The 25600-nt window shown below is 70.8% G+C and carries 32 protein-coding genes and 1 pseudogene; 19 read left to right on the top strand and 14 right to left on the bottom strand.

Features of this window, described 5'->3' with window-relative positions; all coding sequences use genetic code 11:
- Positions 1-50 precede the first annotated feature (50 nt).
- Complete coding sequence (locus NL114_RS07015; protein WP_254824077.1) at positions 51-1565, top strand: CRTAC1 family protein; 1515 nt, start codon at positions 51-53, stop codon at positions 1563-1565.
- A 21-nt stretch (positions 1566-1586) separates the two neighbouring features.
- Here the strand turns inward: NL114_RS07015 and NL114_RS07010 are convergent, their stop codons facing one another.
- Positions 1587-2228: a helix-turn-helix domain-containing protein gene (locus NL114_RS07010; protein ID WP_254824076.1), complete on the bottom strand. Its 642-nt coding sequence runs from the start codon at positions 2226-2228 to the stop codon at positions 1587-1589.
- Between the two features lie 225 nt (positions 2229-2453).
- A complete protein-coding gene (locus NL114_RS07005; protein ID WP_254824075.1) occupies positions 2454-2939 on the bottom strand; it encodes a GNAT family N-acetyltransferase in 486 nt (161 codons plus the stop codon).
- A 106-nt stretch (positions 2940-3045) separates the two neighbouring features.
- Between NL114_RS07005 and NL114_RS07000 the strand changes: the two genes are divergently transcribed.
- Both NL114_RS07000 and NL114_RS06995 read left to right on the top strand, forming a co-directional pair.
- Positions 3046-3963: an ABC transporter substrate-binding protein gene (locus NL114_RS07000; protein ID WP_254824074.1), complete on the top strand. Its 918-nt coding sequence runs from the start codon at positions 3046-3048 to the stop codon at positions 3961-3963.
- Positions 3963-4391, top strand: coding sequence for a desampylase (locus tag NL114_RS06995; protein ID WP_254824073.1), 429 nt, complete (start codon positions 3963-3965; stop codon positions 4389-4391). Before NL114_RS07000 ends, NL114_RS06995 begins: the two co-directional genes overlap by 1 nt.
- A gap of 74 nt (positions 4392-4465) precedes the next feature.
- Here NL114_RS06995 and ubaA read toward each other — a convergent pair whose 3' ends face one another.
- Positions 4466-5302: an SAMP-activating enzyme E1 gene (ubaA, locus tag NL114_RS06990; RefSeq protein ID WP_254824072.1), complete on the bottom strand. Its 837-nt coding sequence runs from the start codon at positions 5300-5302 to the stop codon at positions 4466-4468.
- 220 nt (positions 5303-5522) lie between these two features.
- Between ubaA and NL114_RS06985 the strand changes: the two genes are divergently transcribed.
- The 3 genes from NL114_RS06985 (at position 5523) to NL114_RS06975 (ending at position 8299) form a co-directional block, all read left to right on the top strand.
- Positions 5523-6302 (top strand): bacteriorhodopsin, encoded by a 780-nt coding sequence (locus NL114_RS06985; protein ID WP_254824071.1) that lies wholly within the window; start codon positions 5523-5525, stop codon positions 6300-6302.
- Positions 6303-6425: 123 nt separating this feature from the next.
- Positions 6426-7250 (top strand): lycopene cyclase domain-containing protein, encoded by an 825-nt coding sequence (locus NL114_RS06980; RefSeq protein WP_254824070.1) that lies wholly within the window; start codon positions 6426-6428, stop codon positions 7248-7250.
- Entirely contained in the window at positions 7241-8299 is a 1059-nt protein-coding gene (locus NL114_RS06975) for a Brp/Blh family beta-carotene 15,15'-dioxygenase (protein ID WP_254824069.1), read from the top strand. The genes NL114_RS06980 and NL114_RS06975 overlap by 10 nt, the downstream gene beginning before the upstream one ends.
- A 31-nt stretch (positions 8300-8330) precedes the next feature.
- Here NL114_RS06975 and msrB read toward each other — a convergent pair whose 3' ends face one another.
- Complete coding sequence (msrB, locus tag NL114_RS06970; protein WP_254824068.1) at positions 8331-8732, bottom strand: peptide-methionine (R)-S-oxide reductase MsrB; 402 nt, start codon at positions 8730-8732, stop codon at positions 8331-8333.
- Between the two features lie 202 nt (positions 8733-8934).
- Between msrB and pyrG the strand changes: the two genes are divergently transcribed.
- From pyrG to NL114_RS06955, 3 genes are read left to right on the top strand one after another with little or no spacing between them, the layout of a single operon-like run.
- Positions 8935-10602 carry a CTP synthase gene (gene pyrG / locus NL114_RS06965; protein ID WP_254824067.1) on the top strand — a complete coding sequence of 556 codons (1668 nt, stop codon included), beginning with the start codon at positions 8935-8937 and terminating at the stop codon, positions 10600-10602.
- The gene (guaA, locus tag NL114_RS06960; protein WP_254824066.1) at positions 10602-11519 is read left to right on the top strand and encodes a glutamine-hydrolyzing GMP synthase; all 918 of its coding nucleotides are present in this window, start codon (positions 10602-10604) and stop codon (positions 11517-11519) included. Before pyrG ends, guaA begins: the two co-directional genes overlap by 1 nt.
- Positions 11512-11832: a DUF7126 family protein gene (locus tag NL114_RS06955; protein WP_254824065.1), complete on the top strand. Its 321-nt coding sequence runs from the start codon at positions 11512-11514 to the stop codon at positions 11830-11832. Before guaA ends, NL114_RS06955 begins: the two co-directional genes overlap by 8 nt.
- A 71-nt stretch (positions 11833-11903) precedes the next feature.
- Here NL114_RS06955 and NL114_RS06950 read toward each other — a convergent pair whose 3' ends face one another.
- Together NL114_RS06950 and NL114_RS06945 are read right to left on the bottom strand one after the other, a co-directional pair.
- Positions 11904-12587: an MBL fold metallo-hydrolase gene (locus NL114_RS06950; protein ID WP_254824064.1), complete on the bottom strand. Its 684-nt coding sequence runs from the start codon at positions 12585-12587 to the stop codon at positions 11904-11906.
- A 57-nt stretch (positions 12588-12644) separates the two neighbouring features.
- The gene (locus NL114_RS06945; protein WP_254824063.1) at positions 12645-13637 is read right to left on the bottom strand and encodes a prohibitin family protein; all 993 of its coding nucleotides are present in this window, start codon (positions 13635-13637) and stop codon (positions 12645-12647) included.
- A gap of 166 nt (positions 13638-13803) precedes the next feature.
- Between NL114_RS06945 and NL114_RS06940 the strand changes: the two genes are divergently transcribed.
- Positions 13804-13971, top strand: coding sequence for a hypothetical protein (locus NL114_RS06940; RefSeq protein ID WP_254824062.1), 168 nt, complete (start codon positions 13804-13806; stop codon positions 13969-13971).
- A gap of 28 nt (positions 13972-13999) precedes the next feature.
- Here the strand turns inward: NL114_RS06940 and NL114_RS06935 are convergent, their stop codons facing one another.
- A complete protein-coding gene (locus tag NL114_RS06935) occupies positions 14000-14500 on the bottom strand; it encodes a hypothetical protein (RefSeq protein WP_254824061.1) in 501 nt (166 codons plus the stop codon).
- An 83-nt stretch (positions 14501-14583) separates the two neighbouring features.
- On the opposite strand from NL114_RS06935, the gene NL114_RS06930 reads away from it, so the two are divergent.
- Entirely contained in the window at positions 14584-15171 is a 588-nt protein-coding gene (locus tag NL114_RS06930; RefSeq protein WP_254824060.1) for a SprT-like domain-containing protein, read from the top strand.
- A gap of 15 nt (positions 15172-15186) precedes the next feature.
- Here the strand turns inward: NL114_RS06930 and NL114_RS06925 are convergent, their stop codons facing one another.
- On the bottom strand, positions 15187-16038 hold the full coding sequence (locus NL114_RS06925; RefSeq protein WP_254824687.1) for an aldo/keto reductase: 852 nt from the start codon (positions 16036-16038) through the stop codon (positions 15187-15189).
- Positions 16039-16179: 141 nt separating this feature from the next.
- Between NL114_RS06925 and NL114_RS06920 the strand changes: the two genes are divergently transcribed.
- Complete coding sequence (locus NL114_RS06920; protein WP_254824059.1) at positions 16180-16635, top strand: universal stress protein; 456 nt, start codon at positions 16180-16182, stop codon at positions 16633-16635.
- Positions 16636-16713: 78 nt separating this feature from the next.
- Positions 16714-17013: a DUF6360 family protein gene (locus tag NL114_RS06915; protein WP_254824058.1), complete on the top strand. Its 300-nt coding sequence runs from the start codon at positions 16714-16716 to the stop codon at positions 17011-17013.
- Positions 17014-17019: 6 nt separating this feature from the next.
- Here NL114_RS06915 and NL114_RS06910 read toward each other — a convergent pair whose 3' ends face one another.
- On the bottom strand, positions 17020-17493 hold the full coding sequence (locus tag NL114_RS06910; protein WP_254824057.1) for a hypothetical protein: 474 nt from the start codon (positions 17491-17493) through the stop codon (positions 17020-17022).
- Between the two features lie 147 nt (positions 17494-17640).
- Here NL114_RS06910 and NL114_RS06905 point away from each other — a divergent pair, with 147 nt between their 5' ends.
- From NL114_RS06905 to NL114_RS06895, 3 genes are all read left to right on the top strand, one after another.
- Positions 17641-17955: a CPCC family cysteine-rich protein gene (locus tag NL114_RS06905; protein ID WP_254824056.1), complete on the top strand. Its 315-nt coding sequence runs from the start codon at positions 17641-17643 to the stop codon at positions 17953-17955.
- 82 nt (positions 17956-18037) lie between these two features.
- The gene (locus tag NL114_RS06900) at positions 18038-19330 is read left to right on the top strand and encodes an MBL fold metallo-hydrolase (RefSeq protein ID WP_254824055.1); all 1293 of its coding nucleotides are present in this window, start codon (positions 18038-18040) and stop codon (positions 19328-19330) included.
- A gap of 107 nt (positions 19331-19437) precedes the next feature.
- Positions 19438-20256, top strand: a complete 819-nt coding sequence (locus NL114_RS06895; protein WP_254824054.1) for a DUF6159 family protein — start codon at positions 19438-19440, stop codon at positions 20254-20256.
- A gap of 1 nt (position 20257) precedes the next feature.
- Here the strand turns inward: NL114_RS06895 and NL114_RS06890 are convergent, their stop codons facing one another.
- From NL114_RS06890 to NL114_RS06875, 4 genes are all read right to left on the bottom strand, one after another.
- A complete protein-coding gene (locus NL114_RS06890; protein ID WP_254824053.1) occupies positions 20258-20983 on the bottom strand; it encodes a sporulation protein in 726 nt (241 codons plus the stop codon).
- A gap of 138 nt (positions 20984-21121) precedes the next feature.
- Complete coding sequence (locus NL114_RS06885; protein ID WP_254824052.1) at positions 21122-21454, bottom strand: hypothetical protein; 333 nt, start codon at positions 21452-21454, stop codon at positions 21122-21124.
- 4 nt (positions 21455-21458) lie between these two features.
- Complete coding sequence (locus NL114_RS06880) at positions 21459-21701, bottom strand: DUF7120 family protein (RefSeq protein WP_254824051.1); 243 nt, start codon at positions 21699-21701, stop codon at positions 21459-21461.
- A gap of 57 nt (positions 21702-21758) precedes the next feature.
- Positions 21759-22112 (bottom strand): WNWW family protein, encoded by a 354-nt coding sequence (locus NL114_RS06875; RefSeq protein WP_254824050.1) that lies wholly within the window; start codon positions 22110-22112, stop codon positions 21759-21761.
- Between the two features lie 92 nt (positions 22113-22204).
- Between NL114_RS06875 and NL114_RS06870 the strand changes: the two are divergent.
- The 3 genes and pseudogenes from NL114_RS06870 to NL114_RS06860 all read left to right on the top strand — a co-directional run.
- Positions 22205-22573, top strand: a pseudogene (locus NL114_RS06870) (response regulator); the annotation flags it as partial.
- A 113-nt stretch (positions 22574-22686) separates the two neighbouring features.
- On the top strand, positions 22687-23379 hold the full coding sequence (locus NL114_RS06865; RefSeq protein WP_254824049.1) for a chemotaxis protein CheC: 693 nt from the start codon (positions 22687-22689) through the stop codon (positions 23377-23379).
- Positions 23376-23858: a hypothetical protein gene (locus tag NL114_RS06860; protein ID WP_254824048.1), complete on the top strand. Its 483-nt coding sequence runs from the start codon at positions 23376-23378 to the stop codon at positions 23856-23858. Before NL114_RS06865 ends, NL114_RS06860 begins: the two co-directional genes overlap by 4 nt.
- A gap of 22 nt (positions 23859-23880) precedes the next feature.
- Here the strand turns inward: NL114_RS06860 and tgtA are convergent, their stop codons facing one another.
- The gene (gene tgtA / locus NL114_RS06855) at positions 23881-25386 is read right to left on the bottom strand and encodes a tRNA guanosine(15) transglycosylase TgtA (protein WP_254824047.1); all 1506 of its coding nucleotides are present in this window, start codon (positions 25384-25386) and stop codon (positions 23881-23883) included.
- Positions 25387-25600: the final 214 nt, after the last annotated feature.

Raw genomic sequence — 25600 nt, 5'->3', positions numbered from 1 at the left:
GGCGGTCTCCCGCCCGCCACGGCTAAGCCCGACCCGGACCACGCTGGCGTGTGCTCGCAGACCGCGCTGCCATCCTGCCCGACCGCGAACCCATCCGCGCGACCGGCGTTGCCGTCTCCGTGTTCGACGACACTCCGTACGTCCTCGTCGGGGGGTACGGCGAGGCGAACCGGCTGTTCCGGGGTACCGCGCCCGGCGCGGCCGACAGCCCCACCACCGAACTCGTCGACGTGGTGGCCGAACTCCGGGACGCGACGGCCACCGGCGGGGACCCGTACGGCGAGGGGGAGGCGGTCGCCGACCCGAGCGGGCACGCGGTCGGTATCGCCGCCGCGGACGTCGACGCGGACGGCACCGAGGAGTGGTACATCCACAACGCCGGCCCGTTCGCCCGCGAGGTGGTCGAACCGGGCGCGGAGGGCGACCTCGGTTCGCCCGAACCCGACCGTCTGCTCGACCCGCACGGCGCCGACGGCCTCGACGGCTGGCTCGACCTGCTGGCCGACGGCCGCAATCGACGGGGCCGGAATCTCCGGGTCGGCCGCTCGGTCGCGGCGCTCGACCGGACCGGCGACGGCACCTACGCCGTCCTCGTCACTGGCGACGCCTCCCCAGCGCGCCTCCAGACCGTCGCTGCCGGACACGTGACAGACCGCGCTGCCGACCTGGGCGTCGACTTCCTCGGCGGCGGCCGCTCGGTCCTCGCCGGCCCCGTCCGAGCCGTGGACACCGCGACGGACGCGGGCGTCCGGATGGACCTCCTCCTCGGGATGGAGCGTGGCCCCAACCTGCTCCTCCGGAACGACGGCGGGGGGTTCACCGACTTCGCGCCCGAGGTCGGCGTGGCCGACACGCACGGGAACGCACGCGGCGTCGCGCTGGTCGACTGCGGCGGGGCGCTGGGGCTCGCACTCGGCAACGACGGCGGCCACAACCGGCTGTGGCGCCTGGGTGACGGGGCCGCTGCCGATATCACGCCGGACGCGTTCGCCGAGCCCGACCCCGTCCGGGCGGTGCTCGCGGCCGACCTCGACAACGACGGCCGGCAGGAGCTGTTCGTGGGCTGCCACGGGGCGCCGAACCGGCTGCTCCGGCGCGTCGGTGACGGCGCGGCGGACGGCGGTGGCTCGACGTGGGAGGCCACCGACCCGGGCCCGGCAGCCGAACCCGACCGCCCGACGACGGGCGCGGTTGCGGCGGACCTGGACGGCGACGGCGCACTCGAGCTGCTCGTCGCACACGGCGGCGCAGAGGGCGAGCCGCTGGCCGTCTACGGCGTGCCGGACGCGGGCGATGCGGGCTGGCTCCGCGTCCGGCCCCGTACCGGACACGGCGCTCCGGCCCGCGGTGCGCGCGTCACGCTCGCGACCGCGGAGGGGCCACCCCAGCACCGCATCGTCGACGCCGGCTCCGGCTATCTCTCGCAGGGCGAGCCGGTCGCGCACTTCGGGCTCGGCGACCGGGCGCCGGCGCGGGTCACGGTCGCGTGGCCGGACGGCGAGACGACGGCGACCGTCGAGGCCCCCGCCGCGGGGCAGGTGCTGGACGTGCCGTTCCCGGCGTAGCGTGCCGGCCGACGGCGTGGCTCACCGCAGCGTCGCCCCGATGAGCTGCCGGTGGCCGCGCCGGAGTCGCCCGGCGAGTGCCTGCCGCGAGATGCCCAGGTCGGCGGCGATGTCCGCCAGCGTGGCGCCGCGGTCGGTGTCGAAGTAGCCGGCCTCGTGAGCGGCGACGAGTGCCTCGTGCTGTGGCTCGGTCAGTCCGTACTGGGGGAACGCTCCCCCCTCGTCGGTGCGGTAGAGGCTCTCCACCTGGAGGTCGATCCCCTTCCCCTGGCAGGTTTCGACGTACTCGCGGAGTGCCGCACGCGTCGGCACGCGTGCCCGGATGCGGGTCCGCTCGTGGGTCGAGCGCATCTCCAGATAGACGATATCGTTGGCGGCGGCGTCGAGGTAGGTCATCCGCGTCTTCATCTCGCCGGTGAAGCTCACCCGGTAGAGCCGGCGGTCCGGCAGCTCCGTCAGGCAGGTGAACGAGGCCACGGTCGGGTCCACGGTCAGGGCGGCGTCGAGCCGCTCGAGGTCTCCCCCTTCGGCCCAGAAGAGGTACTTCGCGGGCCCGTCCTCGACCAGCTGGAGGTCCTCCATCCGGAAGATCGTCTCCGGGACCGCACCCGCGGTGGCCTCCATGAGCGGGGAGCTGAGCGATATCTCGGCGATGAGGCTCATACCCCTCACTGGCCGGGTGGAAAGATAAGCGCCGGTGTCGAGCCCGTGCCACGACCAGGTGGCTACGACCCGGCGTCGGTAGGGGCCTGGCGGGAGCGACGTGCGTGTCTGGGCCGAAACGGAACTTGGTAGCTAACGATGGATTCTCCCGTTCAGTCCCTGAATCGTCCGAGACGAGCCAGGAACCTCAGCGGTAGTATTGACTATGCAAGGTTTGATGCACGTTCACAGCTCCTGCTCAACCACGTACCCCCATCGCTCCATCCCCGCCGCCTCGTAGAACGACAGCGCGTCCTCGTTGTCGAGGCGGTTGGCGAGTGCGACGTACTCGCAGTCGCGCTCGTCGGCCCAGCGCTCGACGAACGCCAGCAGTTCGGTGCCGACTCCCGACGACCGCCGGGGCTCGTCCACCACGAGGTCGTGGACCCAGGCGTGGCGCCGATGGTGGAGGACGCGCTGGACGGAGACCCCGACGACGCCGACGAGCATCCCGGCTCCGGTCGGCGCGCCGCCGGCGAACAGCCCGAACAGGTGGTAGTCGTCCTCCTCGCGCCACGACCGGACGAACTCGGGGTCCGCATCGCTCCAGAGCTGGCGCAGGAGCGGGACCGCCGCGTCCCACTCGGCGTCGGTGGTCACCTCGCGAACCGTCGTGGCCGGGTCTGTCTCGGGGTCGTGGCCGGTGTCGGCCGTCTCGTCGCCGGGGACCATGCGGGTGGCGTGTGTCGCGTCCGCCCTCAGTCCTGCGCCCGTGTGTGAATCGTTCGCACCTGGCGCACTGCCACACGCTTTAGCCGGTCGCGTGCCAATACCGGGTATGCGCGTCGTCTCGCTTCTCCCGTCCGCGACGGAGATCGTCTACGCCCTCGGCGTCGAGCCGGTGGGCGTCTCCCACGAGTGCGACCACCCGCCCGAGGCCGCGGCCCTGCCCAGCGTCGTCGAGACGCACGTCGACCCCGAGGCGTCGAGCGACGAGATCAACGAGCAGGTCGCGCAGGCCGAGCGCGCCGGCGGCGTCTACGATCTCGACCTCGCGACGCTGGAACGGCTCGACCCGGACGTGGTCGTCTCGCAGGGTATCTGTGACGTGTGCGCGGTCGACCGCGTGCTCGTGCGCGAGGCCGTCGACGAACTGGGGCTGGACTGCGAGGTCGTCACGACGGACCCGCACTCCCTGGACGATGTGCTCGCGGATATCGAGCGCATCGGCGCCGCGCTCGACCGGCCAGCGGCGGCCGCGGACCTCGTGGTCGACCTGCGCGAGCGGGTCGAGCGCGTTCGGGCGCTGACCGACGACGTTCCGGCGGAGTCCCGCCCCCGCGTCGCGGTGCTGGACTGGCTCGACCCCGTGATGGTCGCTGGCCACTGGATGCCCGAACTGGTCGAGTGGGCCGGTGGCGAGTACGGCATGGCCGAACATGGAGCCGAGTCGCGCCCCCGCGAGTGGGCCGCGGTCCGCGAGTACGACCCCGAGGTGCTGGTGGCGGCCCCCTGCGGGTTCGAACTCGACCAGACGTTCGAGAACCTCGACGAACTCACGGGCCGCGAGGGGTTCGACGACCTGCCCGCGGTCCGCGAGGAGCGGGCGTTCGCGATGGACGGCCACCACCTCGTCAACCGCCCGGGGCCGCGGCTGGTGGCGACGCTGGAGTATCTCGCGTGGGTCCTGCACCCCGACCGGTTCGACGAGCCGCCGGCCGATGCCGTCCGGCCGCTGGCGCGGACGGTGGCCTGATGCTCCGTCTCGCCCCGCCGGTCCGTGAGGATATCGTCGCACACGCACGCGGCGGCGTGCCCGAGGAGGTGTGCGGCATCCTCGCTGGACGACACGGCGCGGCGGCCGACGGTGAGGCGTCGACCGCACACGAGTCCGCCCGCGCGACCAACGCCGCCGACTCCCCGCGCAACCGCTACGAACTCGCCCCGGCCGAGCAGCTGGAACTGATGCGAGACCTCGAAGCGGACGGCGACGAGGTCGTCGGCTTCTACCACTCGCACCCCCGCGGCCCGCCGGCCCCGAGCAACGTCGACGCCCACGAGGCGACGTGGACGGGATACAGCTACGTCATCGTCTCGCTGGGCGCCGACTCCCCCGACGTACGGTCCTGGCGCTGGACGGGCGAGCGGTTCGAACGGGAACCGGTTCGTGTCGCCGACTCGTGACGCGGCTGTAGTTCTACTATTTGACTTCTCTGTTTCTTCTCTGCGAAGTTCGCAACTTGTTCCGGAAGTACGGCTCAGTCAGCGGCGATAGAGCAGGTATCACGGTACTCGACCTCGTGGACGGACGCGACGCCGTCGGGCTGGCAGACCGGGCAGTCCGGCCGCGGTTCGACCTGGATCTCGCGGAAGGTCATGTCCTCAGCGTCGTAGAACACCATCCGGCCGTCCAGCGTCTCCCCGTGGTCGAGTACGAGTTTGACGGCCTCGGTGGCCATCACGCAGCCCACGGTGCCGGGGAGGACGCCGAGGACGCCGGCGGTCGCACAGTCCGGGACCGTCCCGGGTTCGGGGGCCTCGGGAAACAGACAGCGGTAGCAGGGGCCGTTGTCGGCGCCCTCCTCGGGAACGGTGGCTTCGAACGTCGTCATCTGTCCCTCGAACCGGAGGATGGCGCCGTGGACGAACGGCACCCCAGCGAGCGTGCAGGCGTCGTTGACCAGATAGCGGGTGGCGAAGTTGTCCGAGCCGTCGACGACGAGGTCGTAGTCGGCGAGGAGGCCCTCGATGTTGTCGGGCGTGACGCGGGTCTCGTGGGTCTCGACGGCGATATCGGGGTTCTGTCGGCCGACGAACTCCTTCGCCGATTCGACCTTCGGGCGGCCCACGTCGGGGTCGCCGTGGATGACCTGGCGCTGGAGGTTCGAGCGTTCGACGATGTCGTCGTCGGCGATGCCGAGCGTGCCGACGCCAGCCGCCGCGAGGTACTGGATGACGGGCGAGCCGAGGCCGCCGGCACCGATACAGAGGACCCGGGCGTCCAGCAGCCGGCCCTGTCCCTCCGGGCCGACCTCGTCCATGATGACGTGCCGAGAGTAGCGGTCGAGCTGCTCCGGCGTGAGGTCGAGTGACATACACCGCCGTAGGGCGAGTGGGCGAATAAGCGCGGGGGTCGTGCGCCGGGACGGCAGCCATCGCGCGGGACGTTCCCGATGGACACCACCTCCCGGAAGGTTTATTACCGATAACGTTTCCATCCCACACAGGCCCCCGCCGGACGGGGCATCGTAGAGGCATCTTTGCCTCGTTGGGCCCCAGTATTAAGGGGGACGCACCCGTAGAGACGGGTGCACTATGGCGGGACCGACTTCCGACATTCAGACCATTGCACTGGGTATCGGCACCCTCGGCATGGCGCTCGGCACCCTCGCGTTCATCGCGATGGGGTCGGGTGAGACCAACGAACGGAAACAGGAGTTCTTCATCATCACCACGTTCATCACGGGCATCGCGGCCGTGGCGTACTTCTCGATGTTCCAGGGGTTCGGCGTCATCGAGGTGACGCTGGCCAACGGTGAGGCGCTCACCATCTACTGGGCCCGGTACGCCGACTGGCTGTTCACGACGCCGTTGCTCCTGCTCGACCTCGGCCTGCTCGCCGGGGCCGACCGGAACACCATCGCCACGCTCGTCGGCCTGGACGTCGGGATGATCGTGACCGGTCTCGCCGGCGCACTGGCGACTGGCGCGGGGAGCCCGCTCAGTCCGGCGGGGACACGCATCGCGTGGTGGGGCATCAGCTGTGGATTCTTCGTCGTGCTGCTGTACTACCTGGTGTCGACGCTCAGCAGCGTCGCGGCCCAGCGCTCGGGTGATGTCGCGAGCCTGTTCAGCACGCTCCGCAACCTCGTCATCGTGCTCTGGACGGCGTACCCCATCGTGTGGATCCTCGGGACGGAGTCCGCGCTCGGTCTCGGGACGGGGTCGCCCGGCCTGATCGGCCTGAACGTCGAGACCATCCTGTTCATGGTCCTCGACCTGGCCGCGAAGGTCGGCTTCGGCTTCATCCTGCTCCGAAGCCGTGACGTGCTGGACCAGGCCGCCTCGGCCTCCGAGGCCGCGGCCGCGGACTGACGACACCGCTCGTCCCGGTGCGGGCCACTCCCTCGGCTCGATGCACCGCTGGGACCCAGGCGCTCCGGCGCCGGTCGCCGGATTCATGCGGTCACCACGGCGTTCTTTCCGATACCACACCCGATGACGACCCTCACGTACCTGCAGTTCCACCTCGTCTTCCTCGGTGGGCCGTTGCTCGTCCTCGCCGCGGCCACCGCCCGCGGAGTGGCGCTCGCGATTCCCGGGGTGCCCGCGGTGACGGCGACTCCCCGGGTCCGGCTCGCCGGGCACTCGCTGGACGCGCGGGTCGTCGGCGTCGTCATCATGGCGGCCCTGGCGTTCGCCTACACCACGCCCTGGGACAGCTACCTCATCCGGCGGGGCGCGTGGCGCTACGGCGAGGGCGCCGTCGCCGCGCGATTCCTCGCGGTGCCGCTGGGGGAGTACCTGTTCTTCGTCCTCCAGCCGGTGTTGACGGCGCTGTGGCTGTACCTGCTCCCTGCGTGGCCGCCCGAGCGCCCGGCACGGATGGACGGGGGCACCGCGCTCAGGTGTGACCGTCCCGTCCCCACGCCCGGCGAGCGCGCGCTCGGCGCCGGCGGTGGCGGGCTGGTCGCGCTCGGCGGCTGGCTCGCGCTCGCCCTCGACGGCGGGCTCTACCTCGGGACGCTCCTGCTGTGGGCGGCCCCCGTGCTCGCCATCCAGTGGGCGTTCGGCTGGCCGTATCTCTGGGCACGGCGCCGGGTGGTCGCGCTGGCCGTGGCCGTTCCGTCGCTGTATCTCTGGGTGGCCGACCGGGTCGCGCTCGTGCTGGGCGTCTGGGAGCTCTCCCCCGACCTGACGACGGGCTACGCCGTGCCGCTGCTGGGACTCCCGGTCGAAGAGGCCGCGTTCTTCCTCCTGACGAACCTGTTCGTCGTCCAGGGGCTCGTGCTCTGGTTCTGGGTGGTCGACCGATGGCTGTGAGGGGTGTGGCCGTCCCCGGTCGCGTCCGTGAGACGTTGGCCGACAGCGCGCTCGCGCCCCCGTGGGTCGTGCACGGCCTGCTGGTCGTCCCCTTCCTCCTCGGCGTCGAGGTGCCGCTCGCGCTCCAGTACGCGCCGCTGGCGGTGAGCGTTCTCGTTCTGGGACTGCCCCACGGCGCGGTCGACCACCTCGCGGTCCCACGGGTCCGGGACCGCCCGGTCACGCTCCGCGCGCTCGGGGGCGTCGGTGCCCTCTACGGGCTGCTCGGCGGCGCCTACCTCGCGCTGTGGTTCCTCGCGCCCGTCCCGGCGTTCCTGCTGTTCATCGCCCTCACGTGGGCCCACTGGGGCCAGGGCGACGTGTACGCGCTGCTGGCGCTCGCGGATGTCGACCACCTCCGCACGCGGGTTCAGCGCGTCGCTACCGCGGCGGTTCGCGGCGGGCTGCCGATGCTCGTGCCGCTGCTCTCGTATCCATGGCAGTATCGCCGCGTCGCACGGGCACTGACCGGCCGGTTCGGCGTCGCCCCGTCGGAGCTGGCCCCCCTGTTCCGGGTCGAGACGCGCCTCGCGCTCGGCGTGGCCTTCGCCGCCCTGACGCTCGGGACGCTCGGCGTGGGGCTGGCGCGGGCCGAGCGTGGGTTCGCGGAGCCGGGCTGGCGGGTCGACGCCGGTGAGACGGCCCTGCTGTGGGTGTTCTTCCTGGCCGTGCCGCCGATTCTCGCCGTGGGCGTCTACTTCTGCCTGTGGCACTCCGTCCGCCACATCGCGCGGCTGGTGTTGCTCGACAGGGACGCGGTGGCGGGCCTGCGGGTCGGGGCGCTCGCCCCGGCGCTTCGCGGGTTCGTTCGGGACGCCGCGCCGTTGACTGCTGTCTCCGCCGCGTTCCTCGCGGCGTTCTACTACCTCGTCCCGGTGCGTCCTGCGAACGTCGAGGCGGCCGTCGGGCTGTATCTCGTACTCATCGCCGTGCTGACGCTCCCTCACGTCGTCGTGGTCGCGCTGATGGACCGCGTGCAGGGGGTGTGGAACGTGTCCGATTCCGGGTAGTCCGCCCGTTCGATAGTCGGAGACGACCGGCCTACTCTTCGTCGTAGTCCAGCGCGACGCCGTTGATGCAGAAGCGCTTGCCCGTCGGCTCGGGTCCGTCGTCGAAGACGTGGCCGAGATGTCCGCCGCACTCGGCACAGACGACCTCGGTCCGGACCATCCCGTGGCTGCGGTCCTCGCGGAGTTCGACGGCGCCCTCGTTGGCGTCGTAGAAGGAGGGCCAGCCCGTGCCGGAGCCGAACTTCGTGTCGCCGTCGAACAGCTCGGCGCCACAGCCCGCGCAGTCGAACGCGCCGTCGCCTTTCACGTCGATGAGGTCGCTGGAGAACTTCGGCTCGGTCCCCTGCTCACGGAGCACGCGGTACTCCTCCTCGGTGAGGACCTCGCGCCACTCCTCGTCGGTCTCGGGCAGCTGCGTGTCTGACTCGCTCATACCCGCGATAGGGGTCGTGGCCCCTTCCCCGTTTCCCCCGTGGGTGTCGGGAGTGGGCGGTCGTCCCGGAGTCGACGCCGGGCATCCGGTCCCGTCCCACGAACGCCCAGTTCGGGGGCCGTGCGGCCGGCTGTTCCGGGACGGAGTCACACACCGTCGGTCCCTCCGTAACGCTCTTGAGCGACCCTCGCGGACCGTCGGTATGCCGACAGGGCCCGCGGAGTACGACCCCACACTGGGGAACAAGTTCGTCTTCGTCACCGGCGGCGTCATGTCCGGGCTCGGCAAGGGAATCACGGCCGCCTCGACCGGCCGCTTGCTCGCCAACGCCGGGTTCGACGTCACCGCCGTGAAGATCGACCCGTACCTCAACGTCGACGCCGGGACGATGAACCCCTACCAGCACGGCGAGGTGTACGTGCTGAAGGACGGGGGCGAGGTCGACCTCGACCTCGGGAACTACGAGCGCTTCCTGGACATCGACATGACGTTCGACCACAACGTCACGACCGGGAAGCTGTACAAGAACGTCATCGAGAAGGAGCGCGCCGGCGACTACCTGGGCAAGACCGTCCAGATCATCCCGCATATCACCGACGACATCAAGCGGCGCATCCGCGAGGCCGCCGAGGGCCACGACATCTGCATCATCGAGGTCGGCGGCACCGTCGGTGACATCGAGGGGATGCCGTACCTGGAGGCGCTGCGCCAGTTCTCCCACGAGGAGGACGAGGAGGACATCCTGTTCACGCACGTCACCTTGGTCCCGTACTCGAAGAACGGCGAGCAGAAGACGAAGCCGACCCAGCACTCCGTGAAGGAACTCCGGAGCATCGGCCTCCAGCCCGACATCCTCGTCGGGCGCTGCGAGGACAAACTCGACGACGAGACGAAGGAGAAGATCGCCCTGTTCTGCGACGTACCGACGGACGCCGTCTTCTCGAACCCCGACGTGGAGGACATCTACCACGTCCCGCTGATGGTCGAGGACGAGGGGCTCGACCAGTACGTGATGGAGCGCCTCGGTATCGCCGAGGACGCCCTCGAACCGGCCGAGCGCAAGAACGGCTGGCGCGACCTCGTCACCCGCGACACGACCGGGACCGTCGAGATCGCGCTCGCCGGGAAGTACGACCTCGAGGATGCCTACCTCTCGGTCCACGAGGCGTGCAAGCACGCCGGCCTCGAACACGGCGTCGATGTCGAGGTGCTGTGGGTCGACACCGAGGACATGGACGACGAGCATCGCGACCGGCTCGAACGGGCGGACGGGCTCATCGTCCCGGGCGGCTTCGGCGCCCGCGGTACCGACGGGAAGATCGACGCCATCCGCTACGCCCGCGAGAACGACGTGCCCTTCCTCGGGCTCTGTCTGGGCTTCCAGATGGCTGTCGTCGACCACGCGCGCAACGTCTGTGACCTCGCGGACGCCAACTCCACGGAGTTCGACGAGGGCACACCCCACCCCGTCATCGACATCCTGCCCGAGCAGTACGAGGTCGAGGACATGGGCGGGACGATGCGGCTGGGCGCCCACGAGACGGACATCGAGCCGGACACGCTCGCCGCCGACCTGTACGACGGTGCCGACTCCTGTACGGAACGCCACCGCCACCGCTACGAGGTCAACCCCGAGTACATCGACCAGCTGGAGGAGAGCGGCCTCGTCTTCTCCGGGACAGCGGCCAACCGGATGGAGATACTCGAGTTGCCCCGCCATGAACACCCCTACTTCGTCGGGACGCAGTTCCACCCCGAGTTCCGCTCCCGGCCGGGGCGGGCGTCGCCGCCGTTCGTCGGCCTGCTCGACGCCGCGCTCGAGCACGGCGAGCCACGTGACGAGCGCGACCCCGAGGAGGTGAGCGCCTGATGGTCGACGTCGACTCGTTCATCGAGGACGCGGTCGCCGAGATCGACGAGCAGGTCGGGGACGACAACGCCATCATCGCGCTGTCGGGTGGCGTGGACTCCTCGACCGCGGCCGCGCTCGCGTACGAGGCCGTCGGCTCGCAGCTCACGCCGGTCTACGTCGATACGGGCCTGATGCGCAAGGGCGAGACCGAGGAGATACGGGAGACCTTCTCCTACATGGAGTCGCTCCGTATCGTCGAGGCCCAGGACCGCTTCCTCGGCGCGCTGGAGGGCATCACGGACCCCGAGGAGAAGCGCCACGTCATCGGCGAGCAGTTCATCCGCGAGTTCGAGACCGTCGCGAAGGAGGAGGACGCCGACGTGCTGGTCCAGGGCACCATCTACCCGGACCGCATCGAGTCCGAGGGGACCATCAAGTCCCACCACAACGTCGGCGGCCTGCCCGACGTCGTCGATTTCGACCGCATCGTCGAGCCGATGCGCGACCTCTACAAGGACGAGGTCCGGGAGGTCGCACGGGAGTTAGGGCTGGACGCCATCATCTCCGAGCGGATGCCGTTCCCCGGGCCCGGGCTCGCGGTGCGCATCGTCGGCGAGGTGACCGAGGAGAAGGTCGAGGTCGCCCGCGAGGCGACCCACGTCGTCGAGGCGGAACTGGAGGAGTACGACCCGTGGCAGGCGTTCGCCGCGGTGCTGGGCCGTGCGACGGGCGTCAAGGGTGACAACCGCGTCCACGGCCACGTGGTCGCGGTCCGTTCCGTCGAGTCCCGCGACGGGATGACCGCCCGTGCCCAGGAGCTCGACTGGGAGACGCTCCAGCGCATCCAGTCACGCATCACCGGCCAACTCGACAACGTCTCGCGCGTCGTCTACGACGTGACGCACAAACCCCCCGCCACCATCGAATATGAGTGAGGCCGTCATCGCCGGGGCGGACCCGGAGGGGCTGGGCGAGGCGCTCGCGGCCGAGGGGTTCGCGGTCACGCGCGCGGCCGGCACGGCCACCCGCGACGACCTCGTCGAGGCCGACATCGAGACGGCCGACCTGTTGGTCCTCACGGACGCCGGGCTCGCGACGGCCATCCCGCTGGCCCGCGAACTGAACGCCGACATCCGCATCGTCGCGTACACCGCCGACTCGCTGCCGGAGTTCGTCGGCGGGCAGGAGGTCGTCGCCATGGACCCCGCGCTGCTGGGGCCCGAGGCCGTCGCCGAGGAGCTGGCGTAACCACCTGCAGTCCTCCCCACCGGAGGCTGAAGTTCTCGGAGGAACCGGCCGCCAGCGCAGGGGCCGCCGGCCTACTGCTCGATACGCTCGCCCAGCTCCGCGAGCCGGATGGAGCCGTCGCGGACGAACGGCGTGCCGTGGCCCATCGCCAGTACGTCGACCGCGGGGGCCCGGTCGGCGAGGTCGTGGATGGACTCGCGGACGCTCTCGGTGTCGTAGGTGATGAACCACGGGGAGGGGGTGAGTTCGCCATCGGACTCGAGGACCAGGTCGCCGACGAACGCGGCGTCGAGGGCGTCGCTCACGTAGGCGGTGTGGCCGGGGGTGTGGCCGGGGGTGTGGTAGGCGGTGAAGCTCCCGATCTCGTCGCCGTCGGCCACCAGTTCGGGGTCGTGGTCCGGGCGGTCGACGAGGCGTTTCCCCGCCCGCTGGATGAACCCCTTCAGCGTGAGGCCCGGCGGCTGCTCCTTGCCCATCAGGAACGGCGCGTCGGCGGCGCCCATGTAGACCTCGGCGCCGGTCTCGGCGGCGAGCGAGGCGAGCGCGCCCACGTGATCCATGTCGTAGTGCGTGACGAGGATGCGCTCGAGGTCGTTCACGTCGTAGCCAGCCTCCCGGATGGCGGTCCGGATGGTGCTCCCGTCCCGCGACAGTCCGGTGTCGATCAGCGTCAGCACGCCGTCGTCGTCGGCGAGGTAGGCGTTCACCCCGGTACACTCGATCTGCCAGACATCCCCACGGAGGTGTACGAGCATGGTTTCACGTACACCACGGGTGGATAAGGGTCTACCCATGGCGGACGGCGGCAGGTGTCAGGGGGTCGGTGTGGCCCGGGTTGTTCCGGTCGTGTTGACCGACGCGCCCCCGCCGAGGTCGACCCGGGAGGCGGAGACGTTGCCGCCGCCACCGCCGTCGGTCTGGAGGATTATCGGTGTCCCATCGCGGTCGGTCGCGAGGATGACCTTGTCCGACGCGTCGATGCTCTTGATGTACTGCTGTTTCAGGACGATGGGGTTCTCACGGAGCGCGCGCCCCCGGATCTCGATGACGCGGGCATCCGCCTCCGCGCGGATCTCCTGCCGTTCCTTCTCCTTGCGGGCCTGCTGGATCTCGAACTCCTTCTTCTGGACCCGCTGCTTGGCGATCTCCTTCTCGTTCAGGGCCTCGTCGTACGACGATGGCAGGTCCACGTCCCGGACCTGGACCTCCTCCAGGACGAGCGCCTCGCTCGCGAACGCGGACTCGAGTTTCTCCTGTGCGGCCGTTCCGAGCCGCTCCCGACCGTCGCTGGTGTAGATCTCGCTGGTCTGGATTCCGGCCGCCTCGTCGCGGAGCCGCGACCGGATCGACGGCCGGATGAGCCGCTGTTCGGCCTGTCTCACCGTCCGCCACTCGGTCACGAACTTCGAGGGGTTGCTCTGCTGGACCCGATAGCGGACCGTGATATCGATTCTGACGGTCGTGCCGTTGACCGTCTGGACCGTCACCGCGTCGGCCCGTCCGGGTCTGTCGCCCTCCCCCTTCGTGTTCGCCATCGTGTACGTTCGGGGACGGATCTCCACGTCCTGGACGGAGTCCTTCACCGGGACGATGAGGTGGGCACCGGGCGCGAGCTCGTCGCCGGTGACCGCGCCGAACGACTTCTTCACGCCGACGTGCCCCTCGGGAACCTGATGGTAGCCGCCGAGCAGTAGCCCGAGCACGACCAGGAGCCCGAGCCCCAGGGCTGCCGCCCGAAGTATGCGCGCCGGGTCGAGGTCCGGCCCGGAACCCGAGTCCGGCCCGGAATCGAGGATGTCACTCATCGCCAGCCTCCGTACTGTCCGCTCCACCGGAACCGCTGTCTGGGGACCATACGTCGTGTCGGTGCACGGTGCTGAATAAATGTTCAGATAGCGTGGCGGCTGGGCGGTCCCGCGGCCCTGCGGTCGCCCCCCTGACTCCTATGCAGGTGGCACCGCTAGCACCGGTATGGGGTTCACGAAACACCTCGCCAACGGCATCATCTCGACGGTCATCAGCGTCGCCATCACCGCGGTCCAGGCGGACGGCGACGAGTGGACGACGAACGACCTGCTGCTGTCGGTCGCGGTTTCGGCGTTCCTGTCGGGCTTCTTCACGAGCTACTTCGCCGAGTGAGCGGTGAACCGGCGTCCGCAGCGTCCCGCTACCCGAACGGCCCGGGGTTGCCGGTGCTGGTGACGACCCAGGTGAACTCGCCGGTCTCGGACACCTCGGCGCCGAGGAAGCTCCCGCGTTCGTCGTCCCCGGGCGCGGGCCCGAACGCGACCGTTCCCGCCCCGTCTTCGAGTCGCTTGCCGTCCAGCCGGAACCGGACGGCGTACCAGACGGGCGCGGTGAACACCCGCTCGTACAGCGCCGTCTCCTCGGGGTCGACGGCCCCCGTCGCGGTCAGTGTCCGCTGTGACTCCCGGACTGGCGGGTCCGGTTCGCCCTGCACCTCGCCCTGTCCGTCCCCCGGCGCGGTACCGACGCCGGCCACCTCGACGCGGATGCTGTGCGGGACCGAGTGGCGATTCTCGAACCGGAGGCTCCCGGCGGGTGGGTCGTCGCCGCTCCCGGTGAGCGCCGAGCACCCCGCGAGTGTCGCGGTCGCTGTCGTGCCGAGCGCCGCGAGGAAGCGGCGGCGGCTCGTGGAGGGCGGCATACGCCCCGGTTCAGCCTGCCGGGACAACAGCGTTATGCCGGTCTCGGGCGACTGCCGGCACAGGTGCTGACGCGCCGCGACACATGAGCGAACGGCCATCCCGTCCGGCAGACCGGAGCGACGACGAACCGCCGCCCGTCGACGCGGACTACTACGCCATCGATACGGACGCGTCCGAGGCGGAGTTCCTCGCCGCCTGCAAGCTGTACGCACGCGAGGTGGTCGATACGTTCGACCTCTCTGTCGATGTCGGGGCGCTCGACTGGAATATCAGCCGCCGGGCCAAGCGCCGGGCCGGACAGGTCCGCTACCGCGACGGCGACCCCGAGACGGTCGTGCTCACGTGGGGCTACTTCGAGCGGCGCGGCTGGGCCGCGATGGCATCGACCATCCGGCACGAACTGATCCACGTCCACCTGCTGAACGAGCACGGCGACGGCTCGCACGGCGAGCGGTTCGAGCGGTGGGCCGAGCGCCTCGACACGGGTGTCGCCTGCGAGCTGTTCACGACGCCGGAGTGGTGGGTGGTCTGCGAGGACTGCGACGCGGCGCTGGCGCGGTACCGCGAGTCGAAGCTGGTCCGGCGGGTCGACGAGTACCGGTGTGGCGAGTGTGCCGGCGACCTGCGGCTGGCGGATGGCGACGCCAGGGCCGCAGCCGGCGACGAGTGAGTCGTCGGGCCGAGCCTACCCGCTGACCCGTGCCTTCAGGAACCCCTTGAGCGTCTCGTACGTCGAGGGGCGGCGGATCTCCCGCATCTCCGTCTCGGTCAGCTCGAAGTCGAAGATCGCCATGTTCGCTTCGAGATGCTCGCGGCTCGTGGCCTTCGGGATGGTGGCGACCTGGTCCTGCTGGACGAGCCAGCGGAGCGCGACCTGTGCGGGCGTCTTCGCGTGCCGGCGGGCGATGCGCTCCAGGACGGGGTCGTCGAGCACGCCCCCGTGGCCCAGCGGCGAGTACGCCGTCAGGAGCACGTCGTGGACCCGGCAGTACGAGAGCAGGTCCTGCTGGTCCCAGAACGGGTGGTACTGGACCTGGTCGGTGAGGATGGGCGCATCGCTCAGCTCCCGGGCCGCGTCCAGCTGGTCGACATCGAAGTTGGAGACGCCGATGTTCCGGACCGTCCCGGACTCGACGAGCTCGTTCATCGCGTCGAGCGTCTCGGCGTGGTCGGGGGCCGAGGCGAGCGGGTTCGGCGGCGACCCCGGCGGCCGGCCGTTGGGCCAGTGGATGAGGAGCAGGTCGAGGTAGTCCGTGCCGAGACGAGCGAGACTCTCCTCGGTCGTCCGGAGCACGTCGTCGGACGAGCGCTGGGGCCCGAGCTTCGTCGCGAGGAACACCTCCTCGCGGGGCACGTCGCTCGCCGCGAGCGCGTCACCGACCTGTCGCTCGTTCGTGTACACCTGCGCGGTGTCGATGTGGCGGTAGCCCAGGTCGAGCGCGGTCCCGACGGCCTCGCGACAGTCGTCGCCGGTGAGCCGCCAGGTTCCGAGGCCGAGCCGGGGCACCTCGACGCCCTGCACGGTGATGCTCTCGATGTCGCTCATGCGCCGTCGTAGGGCCGACCGACCCGAATAGCTGCCGGCTCCGGTGCGTGGTCGCCGGCGGACACGCTGGCCGACGGTGGCGTCCGGGTCGGACCCATCGGCTTTTAGCCGGCGGCGCGCGACGGGTCGCCCATGTTCGACCTGCTGGTCGTGGCGACGGACGGCTCGGAGAGCGGCGAGCGCGCCGTCGCCACGGCGCTGGACCTGGCGGACCGGTTCGACGCGGCGGTCCACGTGCTGTCGGTCGTCGACCCCAGTCGCGTGGCGGAGGTGCCCGCCGAGGACGCGGACGCCGTTCAGGCCGCGCTCCACGAGCGCGCCTCGGACGCCGTCGACGCGGTCGCCGAGCAGGCACCCGACGGGATCGAGGTGGAGACGGTCGTCCGCGAGGGGCACCCCGCCGACGCCATCGTGGACTACGCCGAGGAGGCCGACGCCGACAGCGTCGCGCTGGGGACCCGCGGCCGTGGCGGCGAGGGCGGGTTCCTCCTCGGGAGCGTCGCGGAGGCCGTCGTCCGGACCTGCGAGCGGCCCGTTCTCACGGTTCGTGGCGACCGTTCCGGCGAGGGCGCCGCGGCCGAGGGCTGACAGCGCTGTTCGGTCGGGGTCGCCCGGCGGATGCCCGGCGGACGCCACTCTTACGCCCGGCCGTCACATCCGGCCGGTATGGTCGACCGACTGATGACGGTGAACGCGTACACCACGCTGGACCTGGTGGACGCCGTCGCCGAGGGACACGAGTTCGAGGAGGAGGCGTTCGCGACGCTGAACGTCACGTCGCCGAAGAAGAACCCCGACCACGTCTCCCTGCAGCTGGAACTGGACAACACGCAGCTGACGGAGCTGCCCGCACACGCCGAGACGGTGACGCTCACGCCCGAGCAGGCACGGAGTATCGCCGCCGACCTGGAGAAACACGCCGAGAAGGTCGAGGCCGCGCTGGCCGACGACGCGGACGACGCCTGAGCGCGGTCACCCCCCGTCGTCGCTCGCCGTCCGGTCCGCCTCGCCGTCGCTCGCCGCGCGCCACGCCTCACCAGCGGCCCGCTCGCGCCAGCGCCGCTGCTGCCGCCGTTCCGTGAGATGGTGGCCGCCGCCGGCGAGCGCCTCGCGTGCGTCGCCCTCGATGGCCGTCGCGTCGGCGAGGAACCCCGCGCGGAAGTCCGCCACCAGCTCGTACGACCAGCGGTCGCCGACGGCGCCGGCCGGCAGCACCTCGTCCCGGAGACGGTCGGCGAGGGCGTCGTGGCCGGCCTCGCGGAGGCGGCCGCGCGCCCGCTCGAACCGGTCCATCCCGCGGCCGATCTGGTGGTGGAACGTCACCAGCGCGCCGTACCCCCGCCGGACGTGTTCGAGCCCGAGTTCGAGGTCGTGGAGCGCTGCGCGCTCGATGTCCGTGAGCGCCTCGTCGTCGCCGGAGTCCCGGTCGCTGTCTGTGCGTGACATGTGGTACCGTTACACGCTTCTCGACAAAAGCCGTGTGGCGAAGCGGGTCGAGCCCACGCACGCTGGCGAGCCGGGATGACGCTGGCGGGATGACGCTGCCGGGGTGGCGCTGCGACTGTTTTTGTCCGTGCGACACCAGGGCCGGACATGGGTTCGACCGGCGACCCGCGCCGCACCCGGACGGACAGTCCGGTCTCGCGGGAGCGTGGGTTCTGTCCCTGCTGTGGCTTCCGGACGCTGGCGCCCGACACGCCCGGGTCGTACGAGGTCTGTCCCGTCTGTGGCTGGCTGGACGACCTCGTGGGGTTCCACCACCCGGACCACGAAGGGGACTACAACCACGTCTCGCTCCGCCGGGCCCGCGAGAACTTCGCCGAGTACGGTGCCTGCACCCCGGAGGCCGTCGAGGAGACGCGGGAGCCGGCGGGTGCCGAGCGGGACCCGAACTGGCCGTACGACTGACCCGCCCTCGCGGGGCTAGCCCGCCGGCCCGCCGGCCCGCCGGACCGACGAAGGGAAACGCCGTCCCGGTCTACCGGCGGGCATGGAACTCCAGTTCCTCGGTGGCGCGGGCGAGGTCGGCCGGAGCGCCGTCCTGGTCGACGGGCGCCTCCTGCTGGACTACGGGATGAAGACGGGCACGCCGCCCGCCTACCCCGTCGGGTCGGTCGACCCGGAGGCCGTCGTCGTCTCGCACGGCCACCTCGACCACGCGGGCGCGGTGCCGGCCCTGCTGTCGGGCCGCGACCGCCCCGAGGTCCACTGGACGCCACCGACCCGGGAACTGGCGCTGACGCTCGCGCGGGACACGCTGAAGTTGCACGGGAACAGCCACCGCTGCCCCTTCACCGAGACCGACCTGAAGCGGGTCGGGGAGGTCGACCACCCGCACGGCTACGGCGAGCCGTTCGAGGCCGCGGGCTACGAGGTGACCTTCTTCGACGCCGGCCACATCCCCGGGAGCGCGCACGTACTGGTCGATGACGGCGACACCCGGCTGCTCTACACCGGGGACTTCCACACCACCAGCCAGCGCGGGAGCGACGCTCCCGCGAGCCGCACGGATCGCCACGGGGAGCCGATCCGTGGACAGCGCCTCGTCGCGGGCACCACCGCACGCCCCGACGCTGACGTGGTCGTCTGCGAGTCCACCTACTCCGACGTGCAGCACGACCCCCGCGGCACGGTCGAGGAGCGCTTCGCCGAGAGCGTCCGGACGACGCTGTACGAGGGCGGTACCGTCGTCGTCCCGGCCTTCGCCATCGGTCGCACGCAGGAGCTGTTGCTCATCTGCGAACGATACGACATCCCCTGCTACGTCGACGGGATGGGACAGGACGTGACCCGGATGCTGCGCTCGTATCCGGAGTACGTCCGCGACGCCGACGCGCTCCAGCGGGCGAAATCACACGCCCGGTTCGTCACCGGCCGCGACGGACAACGCGAGCGCATCGCCGAGCAGAACGCCGCCATCGTCACGACGAGCGGGATGCTCTCGGGCGGCCCCGCGATGAGCTACATCCCCGAAATCCGGCGCAATCCGACGAACAAGATCGCGATGACGGGCTATCAGGTGGAGGGGACGCCCGGGCGCGAGTTGCTGGAGACGGGCAGTGCCGAGATCGACGGCCGCGTGATGCCCGTGGCGGCGCAGGTCGAACAGTACGACTTCTCCGCACACGCCGACCGCGACGGGCTTCTGTCGTTCCTCGACAGCTACCGCGACACGCCGGTCCTCGTCAACCACGGCGACCGCTGCACGACGTTCGCCGAGGAACTGCGGGTCGAGGGCTACGAGGCGAGCGCGCCGGCACTCGGCGACGCCGTGACGGTCTGAGCGAGCGTGGCGCGGGTACCGTGGCCGTTATGTCCGTCTCGACACAGCAACCGGCCGATGCGTGCGACTGGTTCCCGCCGCGAGACGCGTAGCGAGGTGACCGTCCGATGGGACTGTTGAGGCGTCTGCAGACCGGATTCCGGTTGACCGGCCAGAGCGCCGGCCTCCTCCGTCGGAACCCCCGGTTCGCCGTCCTGCCGCTGGTGAGCGGACTCGCGACGCTGGTCTACCTGGTCGCCGTCCTCGGGAGCACGCTCCTGGTCGGCGATATCGGCTCCCCCCTCGTCGCCGTCGGGGTGCTGTTCGCGGTCTACTTCGGCACGAGCCTGCTGGCCGCCTTCGGCAACGCCGCACTGGTGTACGCCGCCCGCGAGTCGTTCCGTGGGGCGGACCCGACGGTGGTCGAATCGCTCCGGGCCGCGGCGGGCCACGCCGGCGCGCTCGTCGTCTGGGCCCTGGCGAGCGCCGTCGTCGGGCTCGTCCTCCGGGCCATCGAGTCCTCCAGCGACCTGCTCGGCGACCTCGTGGCGGCGCTGCTCGGGCTGGCCTGGGGCGCCCTCACCTACTTCGTCGTCCCGGTGGTCGTCTTCGAGGACGCCGGTCCGGTCGAGATGTTCCGCGAGAGCGGACGCACCGTGCGTGATATCTGGGGGGAGGCGTTCGGCGCCGATTTCACCACCGAGGCGGTGAGTCTCCTGCTCGTCCTGCCGGGCATCGCCGTCGTCGCGGTGGCACTGCTGGTCCCGGACCCCACCGGGGCCGGCCCGCTGTTGCTCGTCGGTGTCGCGCTCGCGGCGGTCGGCTTCCTGTTCGGTGCTGCCCTCCAGGGCGTCACGAAGGCCGCACTCTACCGGTACGCCGCCGAGGACGGCTCCGTCGAGGGGTTCGACGAGGCTGTTCTCCGCGAGGCGACCGGCGACCGCTGACTCAGACGTTCCGCTCGATGATCTCGCGGAGGTCGCGCTCGACGGCGCCGGCGTCGGCGGTCTCCACGACGAGCGAGTCCTTGCGCTCGTCCGTGTCGGTCATCTCCGAGAGCAGGCCGCCCCGGCGGTCGACCTCGACGGCGACCGTGAGCCGGTCCGGCCCGGGGTCGAAGATGAGCTCGATCTCGTCGAGGTCACCCGCGAACGGGCCGCCGCTCGTCCGGAACTCGAACTCCTGGACGAAGCGGTTGCTGCCCCAGCCCGGAACCTCCTCGTTCTTCGCGGTGTGGAGCGAGAGCCCGAGCGACTCCGCGGCGTCGAACACCGCCTGCATCCGGTCGGTCGGCCGGACGTCGAGGTAGTCCTTGTCCTCGGGGTCGATGCCGGTCACGTCCAGCTCCGTCTCCAGCCACACCTCCACGCCGCCCATCGTCAGCGGCGTTCCCCAGGGGATATCGACCTGTGTGTCGATGGTCCGGGACTCGTCGGGCTCGATGGTGAACCCGTCGGTGAGCCGGGCCGTGTCGACGGTCCCCTCCCGGCGACCGTCCTCGGTGTGGTAGTACGTCTCGAACTCCAGGTCGATGTGGCGGACCTCCTGCTCGGCGTTGCCGCCCTCGATCCTGATCTCCGCGTCGACCGTCTCCCCCGGCTGGACCGTCTCGGAGGAGAGCACGGTGTCTACGGTAGCGTTGCCGATGCCGACTGTCGCGAGGACCTTCTTCATGGCCAGGTGGTGCTGCTACCGGCTCCAGCAAGTGTTTTGCCCCCCTCCGGAACTGTTGGTTCATTGCTGTCGAAGTGTCCAATCTAGGCATCAACCTGTTCCTACGGGCATTTGTTGGACAGATCTACCGATTCTCGGTCATCCATCCGACAAACCGAGGCGTTCGGCCAGCGGCCGCGTCACACGCTCGACCCGGCACGCCCGCTCGGGCGTCGCGTACCGCTCCGGCCGCGGCGGCGTCCCGGCGTGGCGGTGGACCTCCGTATGCGGCCGGCCGTCCTCCAGTCCGGTCGAGGTTGCGGGCGCGTAGTGGACCACGTCCACGACCGGCGTGGCGGTCCAGTCGGTCGTCGCGAGGTCCCGGCGAACACGGTCCGGCCAGTCGCCCGTCGCGCGGACGCGGCGGACGCGCCGCTCGCCGTCGTCGATGGTCGGGCGGCCGCCCCGGCCGTCGTGGCTGGGGTCGGCCATCCCCTCAGAAGGTGTGTTCGTCGCTCTCGTCGCTCATGTCCGCGGGGTCCTCGGCCGTGTCCCACATCTCGGTGGCGTACTCGTCGGCGAGCCCCGCCTCGCCGTCGTCCTCCTCGACGTTGTACGCGTCGAGCCCCATCCCGATGAGTTCCTCGTAGGCCTCGCCCTCCGAGATGAACTCGCTCTCGGCGATGCGCTGGAACCGCGCGTACAGGTCGTCGGGCAACTGGACTTCGAAGGTTGGCATTACGTCGAGGTAGGGCACCCCCCCATTTCAGACTTCGGCCCGCGGCCGCGGTCGGGGTCAGTTCCCGTCGCCGGTCGTGCCGTCCTCCGCGCTGCCGGTCGCCCCATCGTCCTCCCCGTCGGCCTCGTACTGTCGGACCTGGAACTCGGCGAAGCCGTGTTCGAGGTCCTCGCTGCGCCCGAACGCGATCTCGAGCGACCCGAGCCACCAGTTCCACTTCGAGGCGAGCCCCTCGTCCGGCGCGTCCTCGAGGTTGGCCACGACCAGCTCCGGGGTCAGGTCGTGGCCGGCCACGTCGCTGTAGTGGCCGGCCGCCGCGAGATCACTGGCCATCCGTACTACCGCGCGTCGCTCGCCGGCCGCGGCATCGAACGCGTCGGCCAGCACTCGGTCGAGTTCGTCGGCGTCCACGGCGGTCGTTCGGGGGCGGTCCCCTTAATCGCCGTCGTGTGTCGGGCATAGGTGCAAACTTTATCCCGCCGCTTACCCTTCGCTGCGTATAGATGTCGCTGGGCATCCTCATCGTGGACGACTCCGACTACATGCGGAGCCGTCTGAAGAGCGCGCTCGGCGACGACGAGTACCACGTCGTCGCGGAGGCGCCCAACGGGGCGTGGGCGGTCAAGCACTACCAGGAGCACCGCGAGGACGTGGATCTGGTGCTGATGGACATCGTGATGGACACCGCCAACGGGGTGAAGGCGACGGCTGCCATCAAGGAACTCGACGCCGACGCCAGGATCATCATGTGTACCTCGGTGGGCCAGCACAAGAAGATGAAACTCGCCCGGCAGGCCGGCGCGGACGGCTACGTGACGAAGCCGTTCACCGACGAGGAGGTGGCGACGGCCATCAGCGAGGTGCTCGCGGCGGGCGAGCGCGTGGGCGACGACGCCGAGCCCGACGAGGACGGCGACGCCGACGCCGACTCGGACCCGGAGACCGATGCGGAGTCCGACACGGACACGGAGGCTGAGTCGACCGCATGAGCGACCGCGACCCGGAGGCCAAACGGGCGGGCGGCGACCGGCACCGCGGCCGTGTGCAGCCCCCCAGCGAGGGCGCCCGCGAGAGCTGGACCATCCCCATCGAGAAGCTCGCGGTGATGAACCGGCTCGGCGAGGTCGGCGCCGACGGCGTCGAGGAGCGTGTCGGCAGACTCGGTATCGACGAGGTCGTCTCCGAGCAGGTCAAGAGCGGCTACGTCACCCCCGACGACGCGCATACGCAGTTCGGCGACGAGGACCGCGTCGGCGTCCGGGTGCGGCTCCCGGGCGCGCCCGGCGGCTACGTCCTCGTGCTGTTCGACCCCGCGAGCGCCAACCGTGCCGCCGCGGTCATGCTGGAGGATTCCGACGAGGCGGTCGAGACGGCCGGCGAGGAGATGGCCTGGAGCACCATCCAGGAGCTCGGCTCCATCATGTCCAGCGGCTTCGTCGACAGCTGGGCCAACATGTTCGACGAGCGCATCGACATCGCCACGCCCGATACGGTGTCCAACACCGAGGCCGAGATCCTGCGGGCCACCGTCGCCGCCGGCGACGACCTCGGTATCTACATCGCCAGTCAGCTCCACATCCCGGCGTACGACATCGACGCCTCCGTCTACGTCCTGCCGGACAACCGGACGTTCCTGAAGATCCTCGGACAGCTCGAGGTGGGCTCCATCCAGCGATGACGGCCGACCACCCGGACTGGTTCGGCGCAGGCGACGCGGCGCCCGCCGAGCGCGCTGCGGCGGCCCCCGCGGCCGAGTACGACGCCGCCGACTGGTTCGACGATGTCGAGCACACGGACCCCACGCCCGAGGAGGAGCCGTGGAGCAGCAATCCGCCGGCGGCCTCGCGCGGCGATGCGGCGGCCGCCGGCACAGCCGGCACAGCCGGTTCGACCGCCGCAAACGATTCGTCCGGCCGGGCCGCGGGCACCACCTCGGCGACCGGCACCTCCTCGACTGCCGACACCAGTTCCGCGGGCGGCGACGCCATGCAGCCGACCGCGGCCTCGGCCGACCGGGACACGGCGGGCGATGGCGCCACGTCGGGTCGTGACGCCGGCGGGCAGTCCACTCCTCGTGGCGGCCGCCGGCGGAGCCAGCAGGACGACTCCTCGGGTGGGTTCTTCGCATGGCTGAAGCGACTGCTCGGGCTGAACTGACGGCTCGTACCCTGCCTGCCGCCTACTCCACTTCCGTCTCCGCATCCACGTCCTCGTCCGGCCCCAGCGCCGTCACCGTCACCGCTTCCGGGAGCGTCGCGAGAACCTCGTCGGGCCACTCCCAGTGAGCGAGCGTGAACGCGACATCGGGGTTCGCCTCGACGAGCGCGGTCACGCCCCTGGCGGCCGCTGCCTGCGCCGCGCGGTCGGTCCGCTCGGGCACCTCCGCGGTGAGGGGGTACGTCTCCGAGAGCGCTCGGGGGAAGGGTCCGAACGGCGGGACGACGCGCCAGGTCTCGTCGTAGGAGTCGTTCGTGCCGCCCTCCGAGAGGAGGACCTCATCGCCCTCGACCGGGAGGGCGGCGAGTCGGTCGTGGTGGCGCAGAACCTCCGGCCGGCGGGCGCTCTCGGTCGAGAGGTGGAAGAAGCTCTCCTTGCTGGCGTCGTCGCTCCGCTCCAGGTCGTCGGCGTGGTCCAGCAGCGCGCGGTAGCCGTCCAGCACGGTCGGGTGCGAGCGTGCCCGGGCCTCCACCAGCTCGAGGAGGTCGCCGGCGCGGATGGCCTGCCGGACGCGGCGCATCTCCGCGAACGAGACGTGCAGGTTGTGTTCGGCGAGTCGGCGCTCGCGCTCGATGTCGTCCAGCGCCTGCAGCCCCTCGGCACCGTGTTCGGTGCAGACCGGACAGGAGCAGGGGAGGTACTCCAGGTCCGCGAGGTGTTCCGTGCTGCGGACAGTGAGGTAGCGGTCGTCGCGGGCGTACAGCGCGTACGCGGCCGAATCGAACAGGTCACAGCCGGCGGCCGCCGCGAGCGCGAACATCATCGGGTGGCCCGCGCCGAACAGGTGGACCGGCGCGGCCGGCCCCAGCCCCCGTTTCGCCGCGAGCGACACCTCGACGGCCTCGGCGTAGCGGTAGTCGTTCAACAGGGGGACGACCGCGCCGACCGGGAACACGTCGGCACCGGTCGCGCGGGCGTCCGCACCCGCCTGCTCGCGGAGGTCCGTGTCGGTGGAGCCCTGGACGGGCGCGTTCAGCAGCATCTCGCCGAGGTCCAGTCCCGAGGCGAGTTCCAGGCGCTCCTGCGTGCTCGCGAGTTCCGCCTCGGCGCGCTCGCGGGCGGCGTCCGGCGGCGTCGGGATGTCCACCGGCGTTCCGATGTCCGAGCCGATGTCGTACTGGAACTGCAGTATCTCCTCGGTATCGATGTCGACCTCCTCGTCGCCGTACACCGAGAGCTGGAACGAGCCCGAATCCGTGACGATGGCGCCCGAGAAGTCGTACAGCGAGTGGAGGCCCTCCTCGAGGGCCTGCTCGCGGTAGTCCTCGCTCCCGTAGAGGATGTAGCCGTTCGTGATGAGCACCTGCGCGCCGAGTTCCTCCATCCGGGCCGGCGAGACGGTCCGGAGATGGGGGTTGACGACGGGCATCAGCGCCGGCGTCTCGACGGTGACGCCCGCGCGGGGCACGTCGAGACTCCCGAGCCGGCCCGCGCCGTCCCAGCGGCGGACCTCGAAGACGTCGGTCATTGGTCCGTCTGCGGCGTGGTTGGCGGTAAGGGTTGTGTGTCGAGGGGAGCGGTGTGCGAGGTCCCCGCTCCCGAGCGCCGCTGCTGTCCGTACTTCCTCCGAAGAACGGGGATGTGCCCGGCCGCGGTGGATCGCCGCGATTCGCGCGGCTGGCCCCCCCATTCCACCAGGAACCGACGGGCGAGTGTCCAGTTCTCCGTCGCTCCCTGTACCC

This window comes from Haloglomus halophilum, assembly GCF_024298885.1.
Taxonomy (GTDB): Archaea; Halobacteriota; Halobacteria; order Halobacteriales; family Haloarculaceae; genus Haloglomus; species Haloglomus halophilum.
Note: the sequence above shows the minus strand (reverse complement) of the source record. Positions and strands in the feature narration are given on the sequence as shown.